Source organism: Bacillus sp. JJ1532 (assembly GCF_036965085.1).
Classification (GTDB): Bacteria; Bacillota; Bacilli; order Bacillales; family Cytobacillaceae; genus Cytobacillus.
Map to the genome: position 1 here is coordinate 1 of NZ_JBALOW010000019.1, position 25526 is coordinate 25526.

General features: G+C 40.0%; 24 protein-coding genes, 1 pseudogene and 2 other annotated features. All 25 genes and pseudogenes read left to right on the top strand.

Annotation, left to right across the window (positions count from 1 at the left end; genetic code table 11):
* Positions 1–803: 803 nt before the first annotated feature.
* Positions 804–1214 (top strand): CtsR family transcriptional regulator, encoded by a 411-nt coding sequence (locus V7122_RS08570; protein ID WP_438824015.1) that lies wholly within the window; start codon positions 804–806, stop codon positions 1212–1214.
* 24 nt (positions 1215–1238) lie between these two features.
* Positions 1239–1787, top strand: coding sequence for a UvrB/UvrC motif-containing protein (locus V7122_RS08575; protein WP_335346141.1), 549 nt, complete (start codon positions 1239–1241; stop codon positions 1785–1787).
* Positions 1788–1789: 2 nt separating this feature from the next.
* Entirely contained in the window at positions 1790–2869 is a 1080-nt protein-coding gene (locus V7122_RS08580) for a protein arginine kinase (protein WP_335346142.1), read from the top strand.
* Positions 2870–2873: 4 nt separating this feature from the next.
* On the top strand, positions 2874–5321 hold the full coding sequence (clpC, locus tag V7122_RS08585) for an ATP-dependent protease ATP-binding subunit ClpC (RefSeq protein WP_335346143.1): 2448 nt from the start codon (positions 2874–2876) through the stop codon (positions 5319–5321).
* Between the two features lie 125 nt (positions 5322–5446).
* Positions 5447–6826: a DNA repair protein RadA gene (gene radA / locus V7122_RS08590; protein WP_335487556.1), complete on the top strand. Its 1380-nt coding sequence runs from the start codon at positions 5447–5449 to the stop codon at positions 6824–6826.
* A 3-nt stretch (positions 6827–6829) separates the two neighbouring features.
* Positions 6830–7902: pseudogene (gene disA / locus V7122_RS08595) on the top strand (DNA integrity scanning diadenylate cyclase DisA).
* 194 nt (positions 7903–8096) lie between these two features.
* Positions 8097–9179, top strand: coding sequence for a PIN/TRAM domain-containing protein (locus V7122_RS08600; protein ID WP_335346146.1), 1083 nt, complete (start codon positions 8097–8099; stop codon positions 9177–9179).
* 20 nt (positions 9180–9199) lie between these two features.
* Positions 9200–9892 carry a 2-C-methyl-D-erythritol 4-phosphate cytidylyltransferase gene (gene ispD / locus V7122_RS08605; protein WP_335526361.1) on the top strand — a complete coding sequence of 231 codons (693 nt, stop codon included), beginning with the start codon at positions 9200–9202 and terminating at the stop codon, positions 9890–9892.
* Positions 9893–9920: 28 nt separating this feature from the next.
* Positions 9921–10400, top strand: a complete 480-nt coding sequence (ispF, locus tag V7122_RS08610; protein WP_335346148.1) for a 2-C-methyl-D-erythritol 2,4-cyclodiphosphate synthase — start codon at positions 9921–9923, stop codon at positions 10398–10400.
* 49 nt (positions 10401–10449) lie between these two features.
* Positions 10450–11907, top strand: a complete 1458-nt coding sequence (gene gltX, locus V7122_RS08615; RefSeq protein ID WP_335526363.1) for a glutamate--tRNA ligase — start codon at positions 10450–10452, stop codon at positions 11905–11907.
* A 43-nt stretch (positions 11908–11950) separates the two neighbouring features.
* Positions 11951–12197 (top strand) — a binding site (T-box leader).
* Positions 12198–12401: 204 nt separating this feature from the next.
* The gene (gene cysE, locus V7122_RS08620; protein WP_335487566.1) at positions 12402–13094 is read left to right on the top strand and encodes a serine O-acetyltransferase; all 693 of its coding nucleotides are present in this window, start codon (positions 12402–12404) and stop codon (positions 13092–13094) included.
* Entirely contained in the window at positions 13075–14478 is a 1404-nt protein-coding gene (gene cysS, locus V7122_RS08625; protein ID WP_335526365.1) for a cysteine--tRNA ligase, read from the top strand. Before cysE ends, cysS begins: the two co-directional genes overlap by 20 nt.
* Positions 14479–14481: 3 nt before the next feature.
* The gene (locus V7122_RS08630; protein ID WP_335346152.1) at positions 14482–14907 is read left to right on the top strand and encodes a Mini-ribonuclease 3; all 426 of its coding nucleotides are present in this window, start codon (positions 14482–14484) and stop codon (positions 14905–14907) included.
* Positions 14904–15647 (top strand): 23S rRNA (guanosine(2251)-2'-O)-methyltransferase RlmB, encoded by a 744-nt coding sequence (gene rlmB / locus V7122_RS08635; RefSeq protein ID WP_335526368.1) that lies wholly within the window; start codon positions 14904–14906, stop codon positions 15645–15647. The genes V7122_RS08630 and rlmB overlap by 4 nt, the downstream gene beginning before the upstream one ends.
* A gap of 2 nt (positions 15648–15649) precedes the next feature.
* Positions 15650–16159: an NYN domain-containing protein gene (locus V7122_RS08640; RefSeq protein WP_150929534.1), complete on the top strand. Its 510-nt coding sequence runs from the start codon at positions 15650–15652 to the stop codon at positions 16157–16159.
* Positions 16160–16275: 116 nt separating this feature from the next.
* Positions 16276–16887: an RNA polymerase sporulation sigma factor SigH gene (sigH, locus tag V7122_RS08645; RefSeq protein WP_231735073.1), complete on the top strand. Its 612-nt coding sequence runs from the start codon at positions 16276–16278 to the stop codon at positions 16885–16887.
* Between the two features lie 110 nt (positions 16888–16997).
* Positions 16998–17141 carry a 50S ribosomal protein L33 gene (gene rpmG / locus V7122_RS08650; RefSeq protein WP_315668897.1) on the top strand — a complete coding sequence of 48 codons (144 nt, stop codon included), beginning with the start codon at positions 16998–17000 and terminating at the stop codon, positions 17139–17141.
* 142 nt (positions 17142–17283) lie between these two features.
* Entirely contained in the window at positions 17284–17466 is a 183-nt protein-coding gene (secE, locus tag V7122_RS08655; RefSeq protein WP_066301592.1) for a preprotein translocase subunit SecE, read from the top strand.
* Positions 17467–17632: 166 nt separating this feature from the next.
* Positions 17633–18166, top strand: a complete 534-nt coding sequence (gene nusG, locus V7122_RS08660; protein WP_315666859.1) for a transcription termination/antitermination protein NusG — start codon at positions 17633–17635, stop codon at positions 18164–18166.
* A gap of 189 nt (positions 18167–18355) precedes the next feature.
* Positions 18356–18781: a 50S ribosomal protein L11 gene (gene rplK / locus V7122_RS08665; protein WP_066301589.1), complete on the top strand. Its 426-nt coding sequence runs from the start codon at positions 18356–18358 to the stop codon at positions 18779–18781.
* Between the two features lie 184 nt (positions 18782–18965).
* Positions 18966–19664: a 50S ribosomal protein L1 gene (gene rplA / locus V7122_RS08670; RefSeq protein WP_335346154.1), complete on the top strand. Its 699-nt coding sequence runs from the start codon at positions 18966–18968 to the stop codon at positions 19662–19664.
* A gap of 66 nt (positions 19665–19730) precedes the next feature.
* Positions 19731–19866, top strand: a sequence feature (ribosomal protein L10 leader region).
* A gap of 34 nt (positions 19867–19900) precedes the next feature.
* A complete protein-coding gene (gene rplJ / locus V7122_RS08675) occupies positions 19901–20401 on the top strand; it encodes a 50S ribosomal protein L10 (RefSeq protein WP_335346164.1) in 501 nt (166 codons plus the stop codon).
* A 60-nt stretch (positions 20402–20461) separates the two neighbouring features.
* Positions 20462–20824, top strand: coding sequence for a 50S ribosomal protein L7/L12 (gene rplL, locus V7122_RS08680; RefSeq protein ID WP_335346155.1), 363 nt, complete (start codon positions 20462–20464; stop codon positions 20822–20824).
* Positions 20825–20913: 89 nt separating this feature from the next.
* Entirely contained in the window at positions 20914–21516 is a 603-nt protein-coding gene (locus V7122_RS08685) for a class I SAM-dependent methyltransferase (RefSeq protein ID WP_335487576.1), read from the top strand.
* A 377-nt stretch (positions 21517–21893) separates the two neighbouring features.
* Positions 21894–25454 (top strand): DNA-directed RNA polymerase subunit beta, encoded by a 3561-nt coding sequence (rpoB, locus tag V7122_RS08690; RefSeq protein ID WP_335353384.1) that lies wholly within the window; start codon positions 21894–21896, stop codon positions 25452–25454.
* The last annotated feature ends 72 nt before the right edge of the window (positions 25455–25526 follow it).

Below are 25526 nucleotides of genomic sequence, written 5' to 3' on the forward strand. Positions count from 1 at the left end.
TTTTTTTGTTGTTGCTAAATGCGCTTATGACGCTCTTTCGGAAGAAAATTTTAAGCTGATTGTAATTAAGAGAGGTTCAAAATGCCTTTCACGAAGAAAAGTAAGGGTCCAAGGTAGTTAAAAGAAGTTTAAAACACCCTTCATGAAGAAAAATAAGGATCGAAGGTAGTTAAGAGCTGTTCAAAACGCCCATCAAAGGGAAAAATCATGCCCAAAGGTAGTTAAGAGCTGTTCAAAACACCCTTCGTGAAGAAAAGTAAGACCCGAAGGTAGTTAAGAGGGTTCAAAACGCCCTTCACGTAAAAAAACTAAGGCCCAGGGAGCGAACCGACTTTAACTACACCTTAGACAAAAAACTAAAGTCGAAAGCCTCCTTCAAGCAATGCCCATCCCCCCATAAAGCTGCCTTTTAAAAAAGTAAGAACGCAGTAGAACGGCGGTTTCAACTATACCTTCCGCAAAACCCCAGCCTTTTATTATTCAATAACAACTGTATGACTTCTACTTTATGATTGACACTCTTTTTCCGCCTCCTCCTTGTAAAGGATCATCACACCTCCTAATGATTCTCCAATAATAATTTCAAAAATGAACCAAACTTTTATTTCTAGGAATTAGAATAAAATTAATTCACAGGTTTGAGAACCAAAAAAAGGGGAAAAATTAATAACATCTGTTAATTGCAACGAAATATATTGTTATGTATAATTAAAGTCAAATATAGTCAAAGTCAGATTTTGGGGGGAGGAGTATTGAGAAATATCTCAGATATTATTGAAGATTATTTAAAACGGGTTTTAGAAATGAGCGAAAGGGAAATTGTTGAAATTAAAAGAAGTGAAATTGCAGATAAATTCCAATGTGTTCCGTCCCAAATTAATTATGTTATTAATACGAGATTTACAATTGAAAAAGGCTATGCAGTTGAAAGTAAACGCGGCGGCGGCGGATATATTAGAATCATGAAAGTACAATCACATGACGATGCTCATTTAATTGAACAATTATTATCGTTAATTCAAGGTCGACTGGCCCAAAGCAGTGCAGAGGATGTTATTATCCGCCTTGTAGAGGAAGAGATTATAACAAAAAGGGAAGCAAAAATAATGTTAAGCGTAATCGATCGCTCTGTCTTGTATATTGAACTCCCTTATCGTGATGAACTTCGCTCAAGAATGCTGAAAGCCATGTTGACAACGTTAAAATATAAATAGTTAGCAAGCTGGAGAGGTGAAAACATGATATGTCAGGAATGTAATCAAAGGCCGGCAACGCTTCATTTTACGAAAATATTAAATGGAGAGAAGGCTGAGTATCATTTATGTGAAAAGTGCGCTCAGGAAAAGGGCGATATGTTCATGCTAAGTGGTGCACCGGGTTTTTCAATTCATAACTTGTTAGCCGGTTTGCTGAATATGGATACAACCTTTCAAAATACAACGGAGGATCCATTTAAGCAGGAAGAAATCCTCCAATGTGAACAATGCTCTATGACCTTTCAGCAATTTATAAAGGTAGGAAGGTTCGGCTGTGCTCATTGTTACCAGGCTTTTAGTGACCAGCTCGAGCCAATATTGAGAAGGCTGCATAGTGGGAATTCAGTTCATAATGGAAAAATTCCTGCAAGAATCGGAGGAACCATTCATTTAAGAAAGAGCATTGTTGAATTGAAACAAAGCTTAAAAGATTCCATATCCAAAGAAGAGTTTGAAAGAGCAGCTGAAATAAGAGATGAGATTCGATTACTAGAAAACCAATTGAACTCTAGTCACGAGGGAGGGAAGTAAGCTTGTCGCTAGAACGATTCATTAACCAAGCTGTGAGCTCCTGGATGAGTGCCGAAGGTCCAGATTCAGATATTATCCTAAGCTCAAGAATTCGGCTGGCAAGAAATATAAAGCAATTCAAGTTTCCAACCCTATTTACGAATGACGAGGCCAAGTTAGTTATTCATATGATGAAGGAGAGGATCGAGAATTCCTCTTTTTCAAAACTAGGGAAATTTGAGCTGTTGCTGATGGATGAGCTCCAACCGCTACAGAAAAGGGTTCTAATGGAAAAGCATTTAATCAGTCCGCATCTCGCGGAGAATTCCTCTTATGGTGCTTGCGTTTTATCTGAAAATGAAGAAGTAAGCATGATGATTAACGAAGAGGATCATATACGGATTCAATGCATATTTCCAGGATTCCAATTATCAGAGGCTTTGAATATGGCTAATGAAGTGGATGACTGGCTAGAAGAAACGATTGATTATGCATATGATGAAAACGCCGGCTTTTTGACAAGTTGCCCAACTAATGTTGGAACAGGAATAAGGGCATCAGTTATGGCTCACTTGCCCGGGCTAGTTCTCACTCAGCAAATGAATAGAATTATACCCGCTATTAATCAATTAGGGTTAGTTGTTAGAGGAATTTACGGTGAAGGCAGCGAAGCTTTAGGGAACATCTTTCAGGTGTCTAATCAAATCACTCTTGGCAAGTCTGAAAAGGATATTGTTGAAGATCTAAAGAGTGTGGTCAGTCAGCTAATTTCACAAGAAAGATCAGCTAGAGAAGCATTAGCGAAAACTTCTAACATACAATTAGAAGATAGAGTCTTCCGCTCTTATGGGATCTTATCAAACTGCCGAATTATTGAATCAAAAGAAGCAGCGAGATGTTTATCAGATGTTCGGCTAGGGATTGATATGAAATATTTAACTAATATTTCCAAAAACATTTTAAATGAATTAATGATCCTGACGCAGCCTGGTTTTTTACAGCAGTATGCAGGAGGGCCATTAAGGCCTCATGAACGGGATATTCGCCGGGCGTCATTAATAAGGGAAAGAATGAAAATGGAAAACGAAGAGACAGGAGGATGAGAATATGATGTTCGGTCGTTTTACAGAGAGAGCACAAAAGGTGTTAGCATTAGCTCAGGAGGAAGCCATTCGTTTAGGTCATAACAATATTGGAACAGAACATATTTTGCTTGGTCTTGTACGAGAAGGGGAAGGAATTGCTGCAAAGGCTCTGCATGCATTGGGCTTAGGTTCTGATAAAATCCAAAAAGAAGTAGAAAACTTAATCGGCAGAGGGCAGGATGCATCACAGACGATTCATTATACGCCTAGAGCTAAAAAAGTGATTGAACTTTCCATGGATGAGGCACGAAAATTAGGCCATTCCTATGTAGGAACAGAGCATATCCTCCTTGGCCTCATTCGCGAAGGGGAAGGCGTTGCTGCAAGGGTACTTAACAATCTCGGAGTCAGTCTAAATAAAGCACGGCAACAAGTGTTACAGTTATTGGGAAGCAATGAGTCCGGGGGTCATCAAGGATCTTCGGCAAGTGCGAATACCCCAACACTAGATGGATTGGCAAGAGATTTAACAGCCATTGCCAGAGAAGGAAGTTTGGATCCGGTAATTGGTCGCGGCAAGGAAATTCAGCGTGTAATCGAAGTTTTAAGCCGTCGTACAAAAAACAATCCAGTTCTCATTGGGGAACCAGGTGTAGGTAAAACAGCTATTGCAGAAGGCTTAGCACAGCAAATTATTAATAACGAAGTACCAGAAACTCTCCGTGATAAACGAGTCATGACCCTTGATATGGGTACAGTTGTTGCAGGTACAAAATATCGTGGTGAATTTGAAGACCGACTAAAGAAAGTTATGGATGAAATTCGCCAGGCAGGTAATATTATTTTATTCATTGACGAACTTCACACTTTAATTGGTGCTGGAGGAGCGGAAGGTGCAATTGATGCATCGAATATCCTTAAGCCATCTCTTGCCCGAGGAGAGTTGCAATGCATTGGGGCAACTACCCTTGATGAATACCGTAAATATATTGAAAAAGATGCAGCATTAGAAAGACGGTTTCAGCCTATTACTGTTGATGAGCCAACAGCAGAGGAATCTGTACAAATTTTACAGGGACTTAGAGATCGGTATGAGGCACATCACCGTGTTACCATTACAGATGAAGCCATTAATGCAGCAGTGAAACTATCAGATCGTTATATTTCAGATCGTTTCCTTCCAGATAAAGCGATTGATTTAATTGATGAAGCAGGATCAAAGGTAAGACTGCGATCTTATACTACTCCTCCTAATTTAAAGGAATTAGAACTAAAGCTTGAAGATGTTCGTAAAGAAAAGGATGCAGCCGTCCAAAGTCAGGAGTTTGAAAAGGCTGCTTCATTAAGAGATACGGAACAGCGCCTTCGTGAACAGCTAGAGGAGACTAAGAAATCTTGGAAGGAAAAGCAGGGCAAAGAAAATAGTGAAGTCACCGTTGAGGACATTGCAAGTGTTGTCTCAAGCTGGACTGGAATTCCGGTTTCGAAGCTAGCACAAACCGAAACACAAAAACTCTTAAACCTTGAAGAGATTTTACATTCTAGAGTAATTGGCCAAGAAGAAGCGGTAATAGCGATATCCAAAGCAGTTCGCCGTGCTAGAGCAGGATTAAAGGATCCAAAAAGGCCAATTGGTTCATTTGTTTTCCTTGGACCAACAGGAGTAGGGAAAACAGAGCTTGCCCGTGCGCTGGCTGAATCAATGTTTGGTGATGAAGATGCAATGATCCGCATTGATATGTCCGAATACATGGAGAAGCATTCAACATCCAGATTAGTAGGATCTCCTCCAGGCTATGTTGGATATGAAGAAGGAGGACAGTTAACGGAAAAGGTTCGCAGAAAGCCTTATTCGGTCGTCCTGTTAGATGAAATTGAAAAAGCGCATCCAGATGTATTTAATATTCTATTACAAGTACTAGAGGATGGCCGCTTAACGGATTCGAAGGGAAGAACAGTAGACTTCCGGAACACCGTTTTAATTATGACTTCCAATGTGGGCGCAGAAGCATTGAGAAGAAATAAATACGTTGGTTTTAACATTCAGGATGGGCAACAGGATTACAAGGATATGAAAGGTAAGGTAATGGAGGAGCTGAAGAAATCATTCCGTCCAGAATTCCTTAACCGTATTGACGAAATCATTGTTTTCCATGCGTTAGAGAAGAAGCATCTGCAAGAAATCGTGACCCTAATGTCTGATCAATTAACAAAACGATTAAAAGAACAGGATATTAATCTTGAATTAACAGATGCTGCGAAGGAGAAAATTGCTGAAGAAGGCTATGATCCTGAGTATGGAGCTAGACCTATTCGCAGAGCGATTCAAAAGCATGTCGAGGACCGATTATCTGAGGAATTGTTAAAAGGAACGGTATTAACAGGCCAGGGTATTGTTATTGATGTCAAGGATGGGGAATTTGTAGTGGAACCAGCAAAAGGAAAGCCTGCTGCAACCTTACAAAAATAATGGCGTCTAAACAAATGGACTGATGGAAATCAAGAGGGTACACGTAAGAGCGTGTGCCTTCTTTGCACTTAATAGTAAAATAATTAAGCGATTTTCTAATTAAAAAGAAGAGGAAGAAAACTAGAATGGCCAAAAGAAAAACAAAGTTTATGTGTCAGGAATGCGGCTACGAATCTCCAAAGTGGATGGGGAAGTGCCCAGGCTGCGGCGTGTGGAATAAGATGGTAGAGGAAGTAGAGAAAGCAGCTGGTACGAGAAGAGGAGCCTTCGCACACTCACAGGGCTCGGCCATCCTTTCAAAAGCTACACCGATTACTTCTATTGAAACCGTAAGCGAGCCTCGTATTTACACAGACTTGAATGAATTGAATAGGGTGCTTGGGGGAGGAATTGTCAGAGGTTCGCTAGTACTGATTGGCGGTGACCCTGGTATTGGGAAATCGACCTTGCTTCTCCAGGTCTCATCTCAATTAGCTAATAAAAACCATTCTGTCTTATATATTTCCGGTGAGGAATCTATGAGGCAGACGAAATTGCGTGCGGATCGACTAGGAGTTGCTTCCGAACATTTACTCGTTTATTCGGAAACGAGCCTCGATGAAATTAGCCGTACTATTGAAAGTGTCAATCCTAGCTTTGTGATTGTTGATTCCATCCAGACAATTTTCCACCCAGAAGTAACCTCTGCTCCAGGCAGTGTTTCTCAAGTAAGAGAGTGTACGGCTGAGTTAATGAGAATTGGGAAAACGAAAGGTATTGCCATATTTATTGTCGGGCATGTTACAAAGGAAGGCTCCATTGCGGGTCCAAGACTATTGGAGCATATGGTAGATACGGTTCTTTACTTTGAAGGTGAGCGTCATCATACATACCGAATTTTGCGGGCAGTCAAGAACCGCTTCGGCTCCACGAACGAGATGGGGATCTTTGAAATGAAAGAGTTTGGCTTAGAAGAAGTGGAAAATCCATCAGAAATTTTCCTGGAGGAACGATCCCAAGGTGCGGCTGGTTCAACCGTAGTAGCTTCAATGGAGGGCACTCGTCCAGTCCTTGTAGAAATTCAGGCTCTTATTTCTCCAACAAGCTTTGGAAATCCCCGGAGAATGGCAACCGGAATCGATCATAATCGTGTCCCGCTATTGATGGCAGTGTTAGAAAAACGAGTCGGGATGTTGTTGCAGAACCAAGATGCTTACCTTAAGGTCGCTGGTGGGGTGAAACTTGATGAGCCTGCTATCGACTTAGCCATTGCTGTAAGCATCGCTTCTAGCTTTCGTGACAAGCCCACAAGAGCTACTGACTGCATTATAGGCGAGGTTGGTTTAACGGGAGAGGTTAGAAGGGTATCAAGGATAGAGCAGCGTGTTCAGGAGGCAGCCAAGCTTGGATTTGAACGTGTGATTTTACCAGCAAATAACCTAGGGGGCTGGTCTGGGCCAAAGGGAATTGAGCTTGTAGGAGTCAGTTCCGTCAGTGAAGCATTAAAAGCAACTTTAGGAGGTTAGAGAATGGAGCTAAAAAAGCTTGGTGAAAAAACGATGAGTGAAATTCTGCAATTTATGGCCCCAGGTACGCCGATTCGGGAAGGAATCGATAATGTGCTAAGAGCAAATACAGGAGGCTTAATTGTTTTAGGAAGTAAGGACAAAATCACACATATCGTTGATGGGGGCTTTCAAATAAATGCTTCTTTCTCACCAAGCTATTTGTACGAGTTGGCTAAAATGGATGGAGCGATCGTATTAAATCAAGAAGGGAATAAAATTTTGATTGCAAATGCCCAATTAGCACCAGATCCAACTATTCCGTCATCGGAGACAGGCATGCGCCACAGAACAGCGGAAAGAGTTGCAAAGCAGACAGGAGAGCTTGTTATAGCTATTTCACAAAGGCGGAATGTCATCACCCTTTATAAGGGCCATTTTCGCTACGCACTTAGGGATATTGGGGTTATTTTGACTAAGGCAAATGTAGCCTTACAAACACTTGAAAAATACAAGATTGTTTTAGAAGAGGATATTTCTAATTTAAGTGTGCTGGAATTTGAGGAAATTGTGACTTACAGCGATATATTAAGCGTGTTTCACAGCATTGAAATGGTCCTAAGGATAAAAAATGAATTACTAACTTATTTAAACGAGCTTGGGATAGAAGGAAGACTGATTCGCTTACAAATGAACGAGCTTTTAGACGGTATTGAGAGAGAAATAGATTTAATTATTAGGGATTATGCTCATTCAAAAGACACTCACCCTAATGAAATGTTTGATAAATTACAAGAGTTGTCGGTCGGGAAAATGCTGGAGGATTCAGTTATTTTAAAGCTATTAGGATATAACGGCTATGTCCATACGGAAGAGTTTAGGTGTCCCCTGGCTATCGGATGTTATCAAAAATCCCAAGATTGCCTCCTATTATTATTGAAAATTTAATTCTTCGGTTTATGGATCTCCCAACTATTGTTTCTGCGTCAGTAGAGGAATTAGATGAAGTTGAAGGAATTGGGGAAGTAAGGGCTAAAAAAATAAAAGAAGGCCTAAAATTGATAAAAAAACAGCTTTTAGCAGATCGGCAGCTTTAAGTGACCATTGAACTATATATGCCGTTATGATAAAATGATCGGTTATTTGTATTATTTGACACTTGATTACCAATGGTGCTACCCTGTTTGTAATAGATTCTTTTTTTTTATCATCTATATTTTAATATAATTTTTTCTGCTCCAAGGTTTCAATTTGAAAAATCTGTTTATAATGAATAAAAGGAGGTGAAGGTATGTTAAAACGTATTGTTCAAGCATGCTTTCTGATAATCGGGATTACGCTGGGGATATTTCTCATTCCCGAACTATTAATATTAATATCCCTGGATGACATTGCTCTTCTAAATAATCCATATGTATCCGCCTTGTTAGGTGCCATTATTTTTTATCTTATTTCTTTTTGGGCGGTTGATCATGTTGTAAATGTTGTCAAATGGGTGGAAGAATCGCTTGTAAAAGCGCCCATAACCGATATTATCTTTGGAAGTGTAGGCTTAGTTTTTGGATTAATCATCGCCTTTTTAATTGGGTATGCTTTAACAACTATTGAAGTGCCTGTCTTAAATACTGTTGCTCCTATTGTGTTAACCCTTATATTTGGCTATTTAGGTTTTCAGGTGGGCTTTAAAAAGCGTGATGAGCTTCTAACCTTATTTTCAAACAGAAAGAAGAAGAATATAGAAGAAGAAACTGAAGCACCACCGAAAAATGTGTTGAAATTATTGGATACAAGTGTCATTATTGATGGCAGAATCGCCGATATTTGCCAAACTGGATTTCTAGAAGGAACCATTGTCATCCCTCAGTTTGTTCTGGAAGAATTACAGCATATTGCTGACTCATCAGATGTTTTAAAGCGGAATAGAGGACGAAGAGGTCTTGACATTCTAAACCGAATTCAGAAAGAGCTTGCGATTAAAGTAGAGATTTATGAAGGTGACTTTGAAGAAATTCAGGAAGTAGATAGCAAGCTAGTGAAGCTTGCGAAAGTAACAAATGGAATCGTTGTTACAAATGATTTTAACCTAAATAAAGTTTGCGAATTCCAAGGGGTTTCTGTCTTAAATATTAATGATCTAGCCAATGCTGTTAAACCGGTTGTTCTTCCTGGTGAAGAAATGAAGGTACAGGTCATTAAAGATGGAAAGGAACAAAATCAAGGAATTGCTTATCTGGATGATGGCACAATGATTGTGGTCGAGGATGGCCGGGATTACATCGGAAAGCATATTGATGTCCTTGTCACGAGTGTTCTGCAAACCTCAGCTGGACGAATGATATTCGCGAAGCCAAAGCTATTGGAAAAAGCATTATAAGGGATTGGGGTTTGTTTGAAATGGCTTATCAAGTCATCATTCCTGCTGCAGGCCAGGGAAAAAGAATGGGAGCGGGCAGGAATAAAGTTTTATTAGAAATAGATCAACAGCCGATTTTTATTCATACATTAAGAGTTTTTGAGCTGGATGAGAATTGCGAGGGCATTTATCTTGCCATCAATCCACAGGATGAGAATGAAATGAAGGCGCTCCTTAATGAATATGACATTTCAAAGGTGATAGCTTTAGCTCCTGGCGGAAAGGAAAGGCAGCATAGTATTTATAATGCCTTAAAATGTGTGAAGCAAGAGGGAATCGTTCTTGTTCACGATGCAGCAAGACCATTTATTGATAAAAACCTTCTCGACTCGTTAGTAATAGCTGCAGAGAAAAATGGGGCCGCGATACTAGCGGTCCCTGTAAAGGATACAGTAAAAAAGGCTGCCGGAAATATTGTGACTGAAACGGTAGAAAGAACCAGCTTGTGGGCTGTCCAAACCCCACAGGCTTTTCGTTTTTCTATTTTAATGAATGCTTACCAGAAGGCTGAAGCAGATCATTTTCTCGGAACCGATGATGCAAGTTTGGTGGAGCGGACTGGGCAGGATGTTATGATTGTTGAAGGAAATTATGACAATATTAAGCTGACAACGCCAGAGGATTTATATTTTGCGGAGGCCATTATTCGGAAACGAATGGGCAATCAACCATAACTATCTTTAAAAAAGAGGAGACAATAAGATGTTTCGAATTGGACAAGGCTTTGATGTGCATCAATTAACGGAAGGGCGCCCGCTTATACTAGGCGGAATTGAAATTCCATATGAAAAAGGTTTATTAGGTCATTCTGATGCGGATGTACTATTACATACAGTGGCTGATGCTTGTCTAGGGGCAATCGGTGAAGGAGACATCGGAAGGCATTTTCCCGATACCGATCCTGAGTTCAAAGATGCAGATTCAGCAAAATTATTAGAACATGTGTGGAATTTAGTTAAGGAAAAAGGGTATGAGCTTGTCAATGCAGATTGTACCATCATTGCTCAAAGACCAAAAATGGCTCCATATATTGGCCAAATTAGGGAGAGAATAGCCCAATTACTAGAAACCTCTGTTGAAAACATTAACGTAAAAGCTACGACAACTGAGAAGCTAGGATTTGTCGGCAGAGGCGAGGGAATCGCTTCACAAGTTGCTGTTTTATTGCAGAAAAAGAAATGATAAAATAAATCAATAAAAAAGTAGATTTTTAGAGGAGGACATAAGTAATATGTCAAACGATATTCGTGTACGTTATGCCCCTAGTCCAACTGGACATTTACATATCGGTAATGCCCGTACAGCTTTATTCAATTATTTATTTGCTAGAAGCAAAGGCGGGAAATTTATCATCCGTATTGAAGATACTGACAAGAAACGTAATATTGAAGGTGGAGAAGAAAGTCAGTTAAAGTACTTAACATGGCTTGGGATTGATTGGGATGAAAGCGTTGATAAGGATGGCGGCTTTGGCCCTTATCGCCAATCTGAGAGAAATGATATTTATGAAAAGTATTATCATGAACTTCTTGAAAATGGTTCTGCCTATAAATGCTATTGTACGGAAGAAGAGTTAGAGGCTGAAAGAGAAGCGCAAACGGCTAAAGGAGAAACGCCAGCTTACTCCGGCAAATGCCGTCATTTGTCTCCAGAGGAGCGTACAAAGCTTGAAGCAGAAGGAAGACAGCCGAGCGTTCGCTTCTTAGTTCCACAAGGTAGATTATATGCTTTCGATGATATGGTTAAAGGAAATGTATCCTTTGAATCAGATGGAATTGGCGATCATGTTATCGTCAAAAAAGATGGCACACCTACCTATAATTTTGCCGTAACGGTTGATGATTATTTAATGCAGATTTCCCATGTATTAAGAGGGGATGATCACATCTCCAATACACCTAAGCAATTGATGATTTATGATGCTCTCGGCTGGGAAGCTCCGGTTTTTGGACATATGACATTAATTGTCAATGAGAGCCGTAAAAAATTAAGTAAGCGTGATGAGTCCATTATCCAGTTTATCGAGCAATACGAGGAGCTAGGCTATTTGCCTGAAGCCCTATTTAACTTTATTGCCCTATTAGGATGGTCTCCATCTGGCGAGGAAGAAATTTTCTCTAAGGAGGAGTTCATTAATATTTTTGATGCTAGCCGCTTATCTAAATCACCTGCTCTTTTCGATAAACAAAAGCTGACATGGATGAACAATCAATATATGAAAACGATTGATATTGATCGTCTTGTCGCCATTTCTCAGCCACATCTTGTAAAAGCGGGCCGAATTAGTGAGAACTTGACTGAAGAGGAAACACAATGGGTGCGCAGCCTCATTTCCTTATATCAGGAAAAAATGAGCTACGGCGCTGAAATTGTAGAGATGTCAGAGATTTTCTTTAGTGATAAAACAGTTATGGATGATGAAGCGAAGGCTGTTATCGAAGAGGAACAGGTTCCAGAGGTTCTAACTGCTTTTCTACAGGAAATTGAAGGCATAAGTGAATTCAAGGCCGATGAAATTAAGGCTGCGATGAAGGCTGTGCAAAAATCTACTGGCCATAAAGGCAAGAAGCTCTTTATGCCTATCCGCGTTGCGATAACAGGCCAGACTCATGGGCCGGATCTCCCGCAGGCAATCGAGCTTTTCGGGAAAGAAAAAGTAAAAATGCGATTAATGAGTATTTTAGATTAACATATTGCCCAAAATGTAATATAGTAATAAGTAACTCAATAAATGAAAAGTGTTGAAGAGGAAAAGTAAGAACATGATGCTTTTTAGAGAGAACCATCACCGGCTGAAAGTGGTTTAAGCCTCTCATTGATCTGAAGTGCCCCTCTGAGCCTCATTTCGAACGGATTTTTCATATCTTAGCAGTATGAAATTTTCCTAATAGAAGTGAGCGGAACTAATCCGTTAACAAGTAAAAGTTGAGACATTTCGATGTCTAAACAGAGTGGAACCGCGCATAAAGCGTCTCTGTCATCATTGACGGAGGCGTTTTTTTTATACCCAAAATACAAAAACGATATAACAATTTTGGAGGGGGGTATTATTAAAAGTCTTCGATATGAAAGCTTATACTCACTGAAAAAAGCACCATGTACACACTCTTTTTTAACTGTGGAAATAAAAAATTTCCCGGAAAATACTATTCGAAAAAACCTTTTTTATATATAAATTATCGAATGAAGATTAGGGAGGGGACAAACGTGTTTAATAGGCTAAAGGAAGATATCGAAGTTATATTTGAACAGGATCCGGCTGCAAGAAGTTATTTAGAGGTAATCTTAACTTATTCTGGCCTGCATGCCATATGGGCACATCGATTAGCACATGGGCTTTTTAAAAGAAAACTCTATTTTCTTGCAAGAGTCATCTCACAAATTAGCCGCTTTTTCACAGGAATTGAAATTCATCCAGGTGCGAAAATCGGAAGAAAACTTTTCATTGACCATGGGATGGGGGTAGTCATTGGGGAGACTTGCGAAATTGGTGATAATGTAACCATTTTCCAAGGGGTAACATTAGGAGGAACCGGGAAAGAGAAAGGAAAGCGGCATCCTACTATTAAGGATAATGCCTTGATTGCTACAGGAGCAAAGGTGCTTGGATCCATTACGATCGGGGAAAATTCGAAGGTTGGAGCGGGATCTGTCGTTTTACATGAAGTGCCTCCTAATTCGACAGTAGTAGGAATACCAGGTAAAGTAAAAATCCAGGATGGTGTTCGTATTAAAAAAGATTTAAATCACAGCGACCTTCCTGATCCTATTGCAGATCGATTTAAAGAATTGGAAAAAGAAATTGCCCAACTGAGCAATGAATTAGAGGACCTTAAGAAAGAAAGGAGCCTAGTTAATGGCCATTCAAATTTATAATACACTAACAAGACAGAAAGAGCCGTTTATCCCTTTAGAGGAAGGGAAGGTAAAAATGTATGTGTGCGGTCCAACTGTTTATAATTATATTCATATAGGAAATGCAAGACCGCCAATTGTTTTTGATACGGTTAGAAGATATTTTGAGTATAGAGGTTATGATATCAAGTACATCTCTAATTTCACAGATGTTGATGATAAATTAATCCGTGCGGCGAATGAATTGGGAGAAGAAGTTCCCGTCATTGCAGAGCGCTTTATTGATGCCTATTTTTCAGATGTTTCGGCGCTTGGCTGTAAACGTGCTGACGCCCACCCGAGAGTGACTGAGAGCATGGACATTATTATTGAATTCATTGAAGCATTAATTGAAAAGGGATATGCCTATGAATCTGAAGGGGATGTCTACTACCATACCCGCAAATTTAAGGAGTATGGAAAGCTTTCTCACCAATCCATTGATGAGCTTCGGTCAGGCGCCCGCATTGCTGTAGGAGAAAAGAAGGAAGACGCTCTTGATTTTGCCCTTTGGAAGGCAGCAAAAGAAGGAGCAATTTATTGGGATAGCCCATGGGGAGAAGGTCGCCCTGGCTGGCACATAGAGTGCTCCGCGATGGCGAAAAAGTATTTAGGCGAAACAATTGATATTCATGCGGGCGGACAGGATTTAGCCTTCCCTCACCATGAAAATGAAATCGCCCAATCGGAAGCAGTAAGCGGAAAAACATTTGCGCGTTATTGGATGCATAACGGCTATATTAATATCGATAATGAAAAAATGTCAAAATCACTTGGTAACTTTGTTCTTGTCCATGACATTATTAAGAATCATGATCCGCAGGTGCTTCGATTCTTCATGCTGTCCGTTCATTATCGCAACCCAATTAACTATAGTGAAGAATTACTAGAAAATACGCGTGCGGGTCTAGAAAGAATTAAAACATCCTACCAAAACTTGAAGCATCGCCAAGAAACAAGTGCAGACCTAACTGAAAACAATCAAGAATGGCTAGATAAAATTGCAGCACAGCACGAAGAATTTATCAAGGCAATGGACGATGATTTTAATACAGCAAATGCCATTTCTGTTCTCTTTGAGCTTTCCAAATTAGCGAATTATTATTTAATGGAGAAAAATACCTCCCTACAAGTGATTAAGGCATTTACTAAGGAATTTGAGGATCTTTTCCAAGTGCTTGGGCTCACTTTAGATTTCCCGAAAGAGGATTTGCTCGATGAAGAGATTGAGCGTTTAATCCAGGAGCGTATTCAAGCACGTAAGGATCGAAACTTCCAATTAGCCGACCAAATCCGTGATCAGCTAAAAGACATGAACATCATTCTTGAAGATACACCTCAAGGCATTAGATGGAAAAGAGGCTAAAGAATGCTTCAATACGATCATAAAATTGATGAGAAACAGCTAAACAGCCTCGCCCTTGCTTATATGGGCGATGCTGTTTTTGAAATCTATGTCAGAAGACATCTTATCCAGCATGGGCAGGTTAGGCCAAATCAGCTGCATAGAGAGGCCACTCATTATGTGTCTGCTAAAGCTCAATCGGTCATTATTCACCAGATGCTGGATTCAGACTTTCTGACAGAAGAGGAAATTGCCGTTGTGAAAAGAGGAAGAAATGCAAAGTCCGGTTCTGTCCCGAAAAATACAGATGTTCAAACCTACCGATATAGCACGGCATTTGAAGCGTTAATTGGCTATTTACATTTATCAGGTAAAGAGGAGCGGCAGGAGGAAGTGATCTTGTCTGCTTTTCGAATAGTAGAAGAAAGGAAAGGAGGAAATTCTAAATGAGCCAAGATTTTATTATGGGAAAAAACCCTGTAATGGAAGCACTTAAATCAGGACGGGATATTAATAAAATTTTCATAGCAGAGGGGTCACAAGGAGGACAAATGCAGCAGGTAATTGGGCTTGCCAAAGCATCAAATGTATTTGTTCAATTTGTCCCGAAGAAGAAATTAGATCAGATGGCGGAAGGGAATCATCAAGGGGTTGTTGCACAGGTTGCAGCCTACCAATATGCGGAAATAGATGATCTTTTCCAAGCAGCCGAAAAAAGAAATGAGGCCCCCTTTTTCTTATTATTAGATGAAATAGAAGACCCTCATAATCTAGGGTCGATCATGAGAACAGCTGATGCAGTAGGTGCACATGGAATTATTATTCCGAAGCGGAGAGCAGTAGGTTTAACTGCGACAGTTGCAAAGGCATCAACTGGTGCTATTGAGCATATCCCTGTTGTCCGTGTGACAAATATGGCTAGAACGATCGATGAATTAAAAGAAAAAGGCGTATGGATTGCCGGGACAGATGCCAAGGGAAGTGAAGATTACCGCCGTTTTGACGGAACATTGCCGCTAGGTCTTGTCATTGGCAGTGAAGGAAAAGGTATGGGTCGATTAATCAGGGATAAATGTGATTTTTTAATCCATTTACCGATGGCAGGCCATGTGACTTCTCTGAATGCATCTGTTGCAGCAGCTCTTTTAATGTATGAGGTCTTCAGTAAGCGACATCCTCTTGAGGGATAGAAATGGACATCCTACTTGTTGACGGATATAACGTAATTGGTGCCTGGCCAGAGCTAAGAGAGCTTAAGAAAAAGGATTTAGCAGCTGCCAGAGACCGGTTAATTGAAAAAATGGCAGAATATCAGGGGTATTCTGGATATAGGGTCATAGTCGTATTTGATGCTCATTATGTGAAGGGTACCGAGAAGAAATATAAGGATTCAAAAGTGGAAGTTATTTTTACACGGACAAATGAGACGGCTGATGAAAGAATTGAGAAACTTGCCATCAGCCTAAACAATATTAAAACCCAAGTTCATGTTGCAACCTCCGACTATACAGAGCAATGGGCAATTTTTGGACAGGGTGCGCTGCGAAAGTCCTCAAGAGAATTATTAAATGAAATGAATTCGATTGAAAGTAAAATAGAAAAAAGGGTAAAGAAGATTCAGGAAAAGCAGCCATTTTCGAAAATCCCGCTTAGCAAGGAAATGGCAGAAATTTTTGAAAAGTGGCGCAGAGGAGACCAATGAGTGGTTGACGCTGGAAAAATTCTTACTGTATAATATTTCTATCTATGCTTGGTGCGGTCGGGGGGATCTTAGTGGATACTGACTTGAAAACAATCGATGAGAATAATTTAGGGTATATGCAGCTTGAAGATGAAGAATTGATTGATTTAGTGCATAAAGGCGAGAGTGAAGCGTTAGATTATTTAATTCATAAGTATCGCAATTTTGTACGTGCCAAAGCAAGATCATATTTTTTAATTGGTGCAGATAAGGAAGATATTGTTCAAGAAGGAATGATTGGCTTATACAAGGCTATTCGTGATTTTAAAGAGGACAAGCTATCTTCGTTTAAAGCGTTTGCAGAGCTGTGCATTACTAGACAAATTATCACAGCCATCAAAACCGCTACAAGGCAGAAGCACATTCCGCTGAACTCATACGTGTCATTGGACAAGCCGATTTATGATGAAGAATCAGATCGAACCTTAATGGATGTTATTTCTGGTGCAAAGGTAATGGATCCTGAGGAATTAATCATTAATCAGGAAGAGTTTGATCATATTGAGGTCAAAATGTCCGAGCTGCTTAGTGATCTTGAAAGAAAAGTACTTTCCCTTTATTTGGATGGACAATCTTATCAAGAAATTTCGGAAGAATTAAACCGTCATGTGAAATCAATAGACAACGCTCTGCAAAGGGTGAAACGAAAGCTTGAGCGGTATTTGGAGGTCCGAGAAATTACTTTATAGAGCGGATGGGAACAAGCAGATCACTCAATCTCCACTTTCCCTGTTATTGACATCGTTTATGGTCCGTGATAAAGTTTTAAGGACGTAAATGTATTTTAGTAGGTGGAATGATGAGAAAAAAAGTAGTACTAGCATGCAAAGAGTGCGGATCCAGAAATTATTCAACAATGAATAATAAAGACTCCGAGCGCCTAGAGCTTAAGAAGTATTGTAAAACATGCAGCAATCATACCATTCATAGAGAAACAAAGTAAGTAATTATAGTCGAATTTTATATATGTATTTTTCTAAATTTCATAAACTTCTTATTCACTAGAATAATCGTAATTTGATTTTTCGATTGTTTAAATTCATTATGAAATTTACTTAGATTATAAGTAAGTTGGGGGTTACAATATGCAGCGCATCTTGAATTTTTTCCGTGATATTGGACGTGAAATGAAAAAGGTCAGTTGGCCAAAGCGCAAAGAACTGACTGGCTATACTGTAACAGTCCTAGCAACTGTTGCGTTTTTTGCAGTGTTCTTCGCAGTGGTTGACTTAGGTATTTCTGAATTGATTCGATTAATTCTTGAATAACCCCTGTATATCCATGGTATAATGGTGAATAGCACAGGAAACATTTGCAAAGCCCGGTAACGGGTTTTTTATTTGGTTAAAAAATGTTTTATATAGGCAGTTTTTTACGAAAATAGTCAAACCTATTTAATGATACAGGGAGGGAAGGACGATTTAGTCCCCTTGAATGGAAAAGAATTGGTATGTTGTTCATACGTATTCCGGTTATGAAAATAAAGTAAAGGCAAACCTGGAGAAACGCGTAGAATCTATGGGAATGCAAGATAAAATCTTCCGGGTTATCGTTCCGGAAGAAGAAGAAACTGATTTCAAAAACGGCAAAAAGAAAGTAGTAAAACGTAAAGTTTTTCCAGGCTATGTACTTGTAGAAATTGTGATGACAGATGATTCATGGTACGTAGTTCGGAATACACCAGGCGTTACGGGCTTTGTCGGATCAGCAGGTCACGGCTCTAAGCCGACACCGCTATTGCCTGAAGAAGTTAATGTAATCTTGAAGCGTATGGGTGTTGAAGAAAGACGAGTAGAAATTAACTTTGAAATCGGAGAAATGGTTCAAGTGAAAGAGGGACCATTCGCCAACTTTACAGGATCGATTGAAGATATTGACAGAGACAAAGCGAAAATTAAAGTCCTTGTTAATATGTTTGGCCGTGACACGCCGGTTGAGTTGGATTTTTCTCAAATAGAGAAACTATAATTTGAAAAAAACTTGAAATTAGCTTTGAAAAGTGATAATATTTCAAAGGTCAGTATGTCTCAGGTTTAGAGACCGGACTATTGTTATGTTCTTTATCTTGATATAAAGACTATAAGTTGAGTGGGAGGGGACCCTAACAGTCACTAAGGCCCCAATTACCACATCACGGACTTTAAGGAGGTGTGTCTCGTGGCTAAAAAAGTAATCAAACTTGTAAAATTACAAATTCCAGCAGGTAAAGCAAACCCTGCACCGCCAGTAGGACCTGCACTAGGTCAAGCGGGTGTTAACATCATGGGATTCTGTAAGGAATTTAACGCACGTACAGCTGAACAAGCTGGCCTAATCATTCCTGTTGAAATTACGGTTTTTGAAGACCGTTCATTTACATTTATTACGAAAACTCCTCCTGCTGCCGTTCTTCTAAAAGTAGCAGCTGGAATTCAGTCTGGTTCTGGTGAACCAAACCGTAATAAAGTAGCAACAGTCAAGCGTGACAAGGTACGCGAGATTGCTGAAACAAAAATGCCTGACCTAAACGCTGCTAGCGTAGAAGCTGCAATGCTTATGGTTGAAGGTACTGCACGCAGCATGGGTATCGTTATCGAAGACTAATCCATGCTTAGAGTTTTAGGCTGTTCAATGGGGTTGCGTTGCTGAGCTTGGTTTCACACGCAACCTTTGTTCTGTCTAAGGCTTTGTGCTTTTCTGATGTCTAGCTCAGGCGCTGCTAAAGGCGCCTGCGCTTTTCAAAGTGGGAGGTTATTCCGCTAAAACCACAATCTAGGAGGAAAATACAATGGCTAAAAAAGGTAAAAAGTTTTTAGAAGCTTCTAAGCTTGTAGACCGTATGAAGGCTTATCCAATCGAAGAAGCGATTGATCTTGCAAAGAAAACAAACTTTACTAAGTTTGATGCGACTGTAGAAGTTGCTTTCCGCTTAGGAATTGATCCTAAGAAAGCTGACCAGAATATTCGTGGAGCGGTTGTGCTTCCAAACGGTACTGGTAAAACTCAACGCGTTTTAGTATTCGCAAAGGGTGAAAAAGCGAAGGAAGCAGAAGCTGCTGGAGCAGATTATGTAGGCGATGCAGAGTACATCAACAAAATCAGCCAAGGCTGGTTTGATTTCGATGTAATCGTTGCGACACCTGACATGATGGGTGAAGTTGGTAAGCTTGGTCGTGTGTTAGGACCAAAAGGCTTAATGCCAAACCCTAAAACTGGTACAGTTACATTTGATGTGGAAAAAGCTGTTAACGAAATTAAAGCAGGTAAAGTAGAATACCGCACTGATAAAGCTGGTAACATCCATGTTCCTATCGGTAAAGTTTCTTTCGAAAACGAAAAGCTTATCGAAAACTTCAACACAATTTTCGAAACAATGCTTAAAGTTAAACCATCTGCTGCAAAAGGTACTTACATGAAGAACGTATCTGTTACTTCAACAATGGGACCTGGTGTTAAAGTAGATCCTTCAACTGTTACAGTTAAGTAATTATTGGAAATTAACTTACAAGATTGACAAACAAAATTACATTTAGTAATATGTATTTTGTTGTTAAATATAATACCATTTGTACCGTAGACAGCAGGTGCTTCTTGCTTAATATCCTGCCGAGGTCATACGATAGATTATTGTTTTGCCTATTGTATACTCCCTCCATGTCTGCTTGATGTGGAGGTTTTTTATTGAACGGTATAAGTGCAGAAATTTCTACAGGAGGTGTAAAGATGAGCAGTGCTATCGAACAAAAGAAACAAACTGTCGAAGAAATTGCTGACAAACTAAAGGCTAGTGTATCAACAGTTGTTGTTGACTACCGCGGTCTATCTGTTGCTCAAGTAACTGAACTTCGTAAACAGCTTCGTGAAGCTGGTGTTGAATTCAAAGTATACAAAAATACTTTAACACGCCGTGCTGCAGAAGTTGCTGAACTAGCTGCTTTAAACGAAGTATTAACTGGTCCTAATGCGGTTGCATTCAGTACTGAAGATGTAATTGCTCCAGCAAAAATCATCAATGACTTCGCTAAAAAGAATGAAGCACTTGAAATTAAAGCAGGTGTAATTGAAGGAAACGTTGCATCAGCAGAAGAAATTAAGGCTCTTGCAGAACTACCATCTCGCGAAGGCTTACTATCTATGCTACTCAGCGTGCTTCAAGCACCTATCCGCAATCTTGCTCTTGCTGCAAAAGCTGTTGCAGACCAAAAAGAAGAACAAGGCGCGTAAGTTGAATTTTTTAACGATAAACACATCGGTTTAAACCAAATATAAGGAGGAAACATTATCATGACTAAAGAACAAATCATTGAAGCAGTAAAATCTATGACTGTTTTAGAATTAAACGACTTAGTAAAAGCTATTGAAGAAGAATTTGGTGTAACTGCTGCAGCTCCTGTAGCTGTTATGGGTGGTGCTGCTGGTGCTGCTGAGGAAGAAAAAACTGATTTTGATGTAATCCTTGCTTCTGCAGGCGATCAAAAAATCAAAGTTATCAAAGTTGTTCGTGAAATCACAGGTCTTGGACTTAAAGAAGCAAAAGAACTTGTTGACAACACTCCAAAAGCAATCAAAGAAGGCGCTTCTAAAGAAGAAGCTGAAGAAATCAAAGCTAAACTTGAAGAAGTTGGAGCTGGCGTTGAAGTTAAGTAATATAGAAAAAGAAAAGCCCGCTGTATAGCGGGCTTTTTTTAACCTCTCATTATTTCTGCAGCCAAATCCCCGTTGGAGGTGACGATATCGTGTCAGAACATTACTATTCCAAAACACAAAGTACAGAAAGTAATCCTAATTATTGGAGCTTTACGTTAAAGGGTCATCCATTTCGTTTTAAAACAGATAATGGGGTTTTCTCAAAAAGCGAAGTTGATTTTGGATCCAGATTGCTAATCGAAATGTTTGAACAGCCAGGTGTTGAAGGAAACATCCTTGATGTTGGCTGTGGATATGGACCGATTGGACTTTCGGCAGCGAAGCTTATGGAGGACCGCCTTGTCCATATGGTGGATGTTAATTCAAGGGCGTTAGCACTCGCGCGTGAAAATGCGGAGTTAAATCAAATTAATAATGTATGTATTTATGAAAGTGATCGACTTGAAAATGTGAAAGATGACAAGTTTGCGGCGGTATTAACGAATCCTCCAATTCGGGCAGGCAAAAAGGTTGTCCATGATATTTTTGAGCAAAGCTATCATAAATTACAGACAGGCGGAGATCTCTGGGTAGTGATACAAAAAAAGCAGGGAGCCCCGTCAGCTATTGAAAAGCTATCAGAGTATTTTAGTGAAGTAGAAACGGTAGAAAAGAAAAAAGGCTATTATATTTTGCGGGCAAAAAAAGATTGACTTGACTTTTTGCGTATGTTAGCATTATATAATGCCAACATAATATGTTCCGATTATTTACTAAAATACACAAAAGTTGTATAATTTTGGTTTTTAATGGGAAAGATAATAAAATATTGTCGTTATGTGAAAATGTGGTTTTTTGAACTAAAAACCCTTTTTTCTTTTTGTCATGGATGAATTAATGATGGTTGTTGATTTGGTTATTTGTGTGCATGTTAACGAGTTTTATTCGAGACGAAAACATTCGAGAACATGTTGGAAATGGCTTTTTACAGGTCAACGATATTATTTAACATATCCTTTGTCTTAAGATAGGACAGTTGTTCTATTTGAGAATATTATTGCCATTAAGCTTGATTTGAGGGGTGAATCAGTTGATAGGTCAACTTGTTCAGTATGGACGACACCGCCAACGTAGGAGTTACGCGCGAATCAGTGAAGTTTTAGAATTACCAAATCTAATCGAAATCCAAACCTCTTCTTATCAATGGTTTCTTGATGAGGGTTTACGTGAAATGTTCCAGGACATTTCGCCGATTGAAGACTTTACTGGTAATTTATCGCTTGAATTTATTGATTACAGCCTTGGCGATCCAAAGTATTCCGTTGAGGAATCGAAAGAACGAGATGTTACATACTCTGCACCGTTACGTGTAAAGGTACGTCTTGTAAACAAAGAAACAGGCGAAGTTAAAGACCAGGATGTTTTTATGGGTGACTTCCCGCTTATGACGGAAACAGGTACATTTGTGATCAATGGAGCTGAACGTGTAATCGTATCTCAGCTTGTTCGTTCACCGAGTGTATATTATAGTGGAAAATTAGATAAAAACGGGAAGAAAGGCTTTACGGCAACTGTCATCCCGAACCGCGGCGCTTGGCTTGAGTATGAAACAGATGCCAAGGATGTCGTGTACGTTAGAATAGATCGTACTCGGAAACTGCCCGTTACGGTTCTTTTGCGTGCCCTTGGGTTCGGTTCTGATCAAGAAATCATCGATTTGATTGGAGACAATGAATACATTCGCAACACGCTAGAGAAAGACAATACAGAAGGTACAGATAAGGCGTTATTAGAAATTTACGAACGCCTTCGTCCTGGTGAACCTCCAACTGTAGATAATGCGAAAAGTTTATTAGTTTCAAGGTTTTTCGACCCTAAGCGTTATGATTTAGCAAACGTAGGAAGATACAAGATTAATAAAAAGCTTCATATAAAAAATAGATTGTTCGGGCAAAAATTAGCTGAAACGCTAGTTGATCCGGAAACAGGCGAAATTATTGCTGAAAAAGGTGTAACTCTTGATAGGCGTACACTTGACCGCATTCTGCCAAACCTTGAAAAAGATATTGGTTTCAAGACAGTTAGCCTTGTTGGTGGTGTACTTGATGAGGATATCACGCTTCAGTCTATTAAAATTTATGCACCTAACGAAGATGGCGAAAAGGTTATTAATGTAATTGGGAACGCGTATGTTGAAGAGGCAGTAAAGAATATATCACCTTCAGATATCATTGCTTCTATCAGCTACTTCTTTAACCTATTGCATTCTGTAGGGGATACAGATGACATTGATCATCTTGGAAATCGACGTTTGCGTTCTGTTGGTGAGCTTTTACAAAACCAGTTCCGTATTGGTCTTTCCAGAATGGAACGTGTGGTTCGTGAAAGAATGTCCATTCAAGATACAAACACGATCACTCCGCAGCAATTAATTAATATTCGCCCTGTCATTGCATCTATTAAAGAGTTCTTCGGAAGCTCACAGTTATCTCAATTCATGGATCAGACAAATCCGCTTGCAGAATTAACGCATAAACGCCGTTTATCTGCGCTTGGACCAGGTGGATTAACTCGTGAACGCGCCGGCTTTGAAGTGCGTGACGTTCACTATTCCCACTATGGCCGTATGTGTCCGATTGAGACTCCTGAGGGACCGAATATTGGATTGATTAACTCATTATCATCATTTGCAAAGGTGAACAGATTCGGCTTTATTGAAACGCCTTATCGTCGTGTTGACCCTGAAACAGGCAAAGTAACAGACCGTATTGATTATTTAACGGCTGATGAAGAAGATAACTATGTAGTAGCCCAGGCCAATGTGCTTCTTGCTGATGACGGCTCCTTCCTTGAAGAGGAAGTTGTAGCACGTTTCAAAGGTGAAAACACAGTTGTCCCTCGTGATCGTGCCGACTACATGGATGTATCACCGAAGCAGGTTGTATCTGCTGCTACAGCGTGTATTCCGTTCTTAGAAAATGATGACTCCAACCGTGCACTAATGGGTGCAAACATGCAGCGTCAAGCTGTACCATTGATGCAGCCAGAGGCTCCAAGAGTTGGAACAGGTATGGAATATGTATCTGGAAAAGACTCCGGTGCTGCGGTCATTTGTAAGCACGAAGGAATCGTTGAACATGTTGAAGCCCGCGAAGTATGGGTTCGCAGAATTGTTAATGTAGATGGCCAAGAAGTAAAAGGCGATCTTGATAAATATAGAATGCTGAAATTCATCCGTTCCAACCAGGGAACTTGCTACAACCAGCGTCCAATCGTTGCTGTTGGCAACCGTGTGACGAAGGGTGAAATCTTAGCAGACGGTCCTTCCATGGAGCTTGGAGAATTAGCACTTGGACGTAATGTCCTAGTTGCCTTCATGACATGGGATGGATATAACTATGAGGATGCCATCATTATGAGTGAGCGTCTCGTGAAAGATGATGTTTACACCTCTATTCATATTGAGGAGTACGAATCAGAATCTCGTGATACGAAGCTTGGACCTGAAGAAATTACTCGTGATATTCCAAACGTTGGGGAGGATGCTCTTCGCAATCTGGATGAAAGAGGAATTATTCGTACAGGTGCTGAGGTTAAGGATGGCGATTTGCTAGTAGGTAAGGTAACCCCTAAGGGTGTAACAGAACTTACTGCGGAAGAAAGATTATTACATGCTATCTTTGGTGAAAAGGCTCGAGAAGTCCGTGATACTTCCCTTCGTGTTCCACACGGCGGCGGCGGAATCGTTCTGGATGTTAAAGTCTTTAATCGAGAAGATGGAGATGAGCTGCCTCCAGGTGTAAATCAACTCGTGCGTGTTTACATTGTTCAAAAGCGTAAAATCTCCGAAGGGGATAAGATGGCCGGACGACATGGTAACAAAGGGGTTATCTCTAGAATTTTACCAGAAGAAGATATGCCTTATATGCCGGACGGAACACCTGTTGACATTATGTTAAACCCATTAGGGGTACCATCACGTATGAACATTGGACAGGTGCTTGAGCTGCATCTTGGTATGGCTGCCAGATCTTTGGGCATCCACGTTGCTTCTCCTGTATTTGATGGTGCAACTGAAGAAGATGTTTGGGCAACTATTGAAGAGGCTGGAATGGCGCGTGATGCGAAAACAGTCCTATATGATGGACGATCAGGAGAGCCTTTTGACAACCGGGTATCTGTTGGTGTCATGTATATGATTAAGCTTGCTCACATGGTTGATGATAAACTTCATGCTCGTTCGACAGGTCCATACTCTCTTGTTACACAGCAGCCGTTGGGCGGTAAAGCTCAATTTGGCGGACAGCGTTTCGGAGAGATGGAAGTATGGGCGCTTGAAGCGTATGGCGCTGCTTATACATTGCAGGAAATCTTAACGGTTAAATCGGATGATGTTGTAGGACGTGTGAAAACGTATGAAGCCATCGTCAAAGGCGAAAACGTTCCAGAGCCTGGAGTACCTGAGTCATTTAAAGTATTAATTAAAGAACTTCAAAGTCTAGGTATGGATGTTAAGATTCTTTCAGGTGATGAGAAAGAAATTGAAATGCGTGATACGGAGGATGAAGAGGATATGCAGCAAGCTGAATCCTTCACAATTGCTCCTGAACCGCAAAACTCAGAAGCTGAAGAAGTTGTTACTAAAGAGTAGGTTACGGATAAAATTTAATATTAGTTCACAGCCTTCGCATATTTAAGCGGGGCTGATGAACATTATCATTGC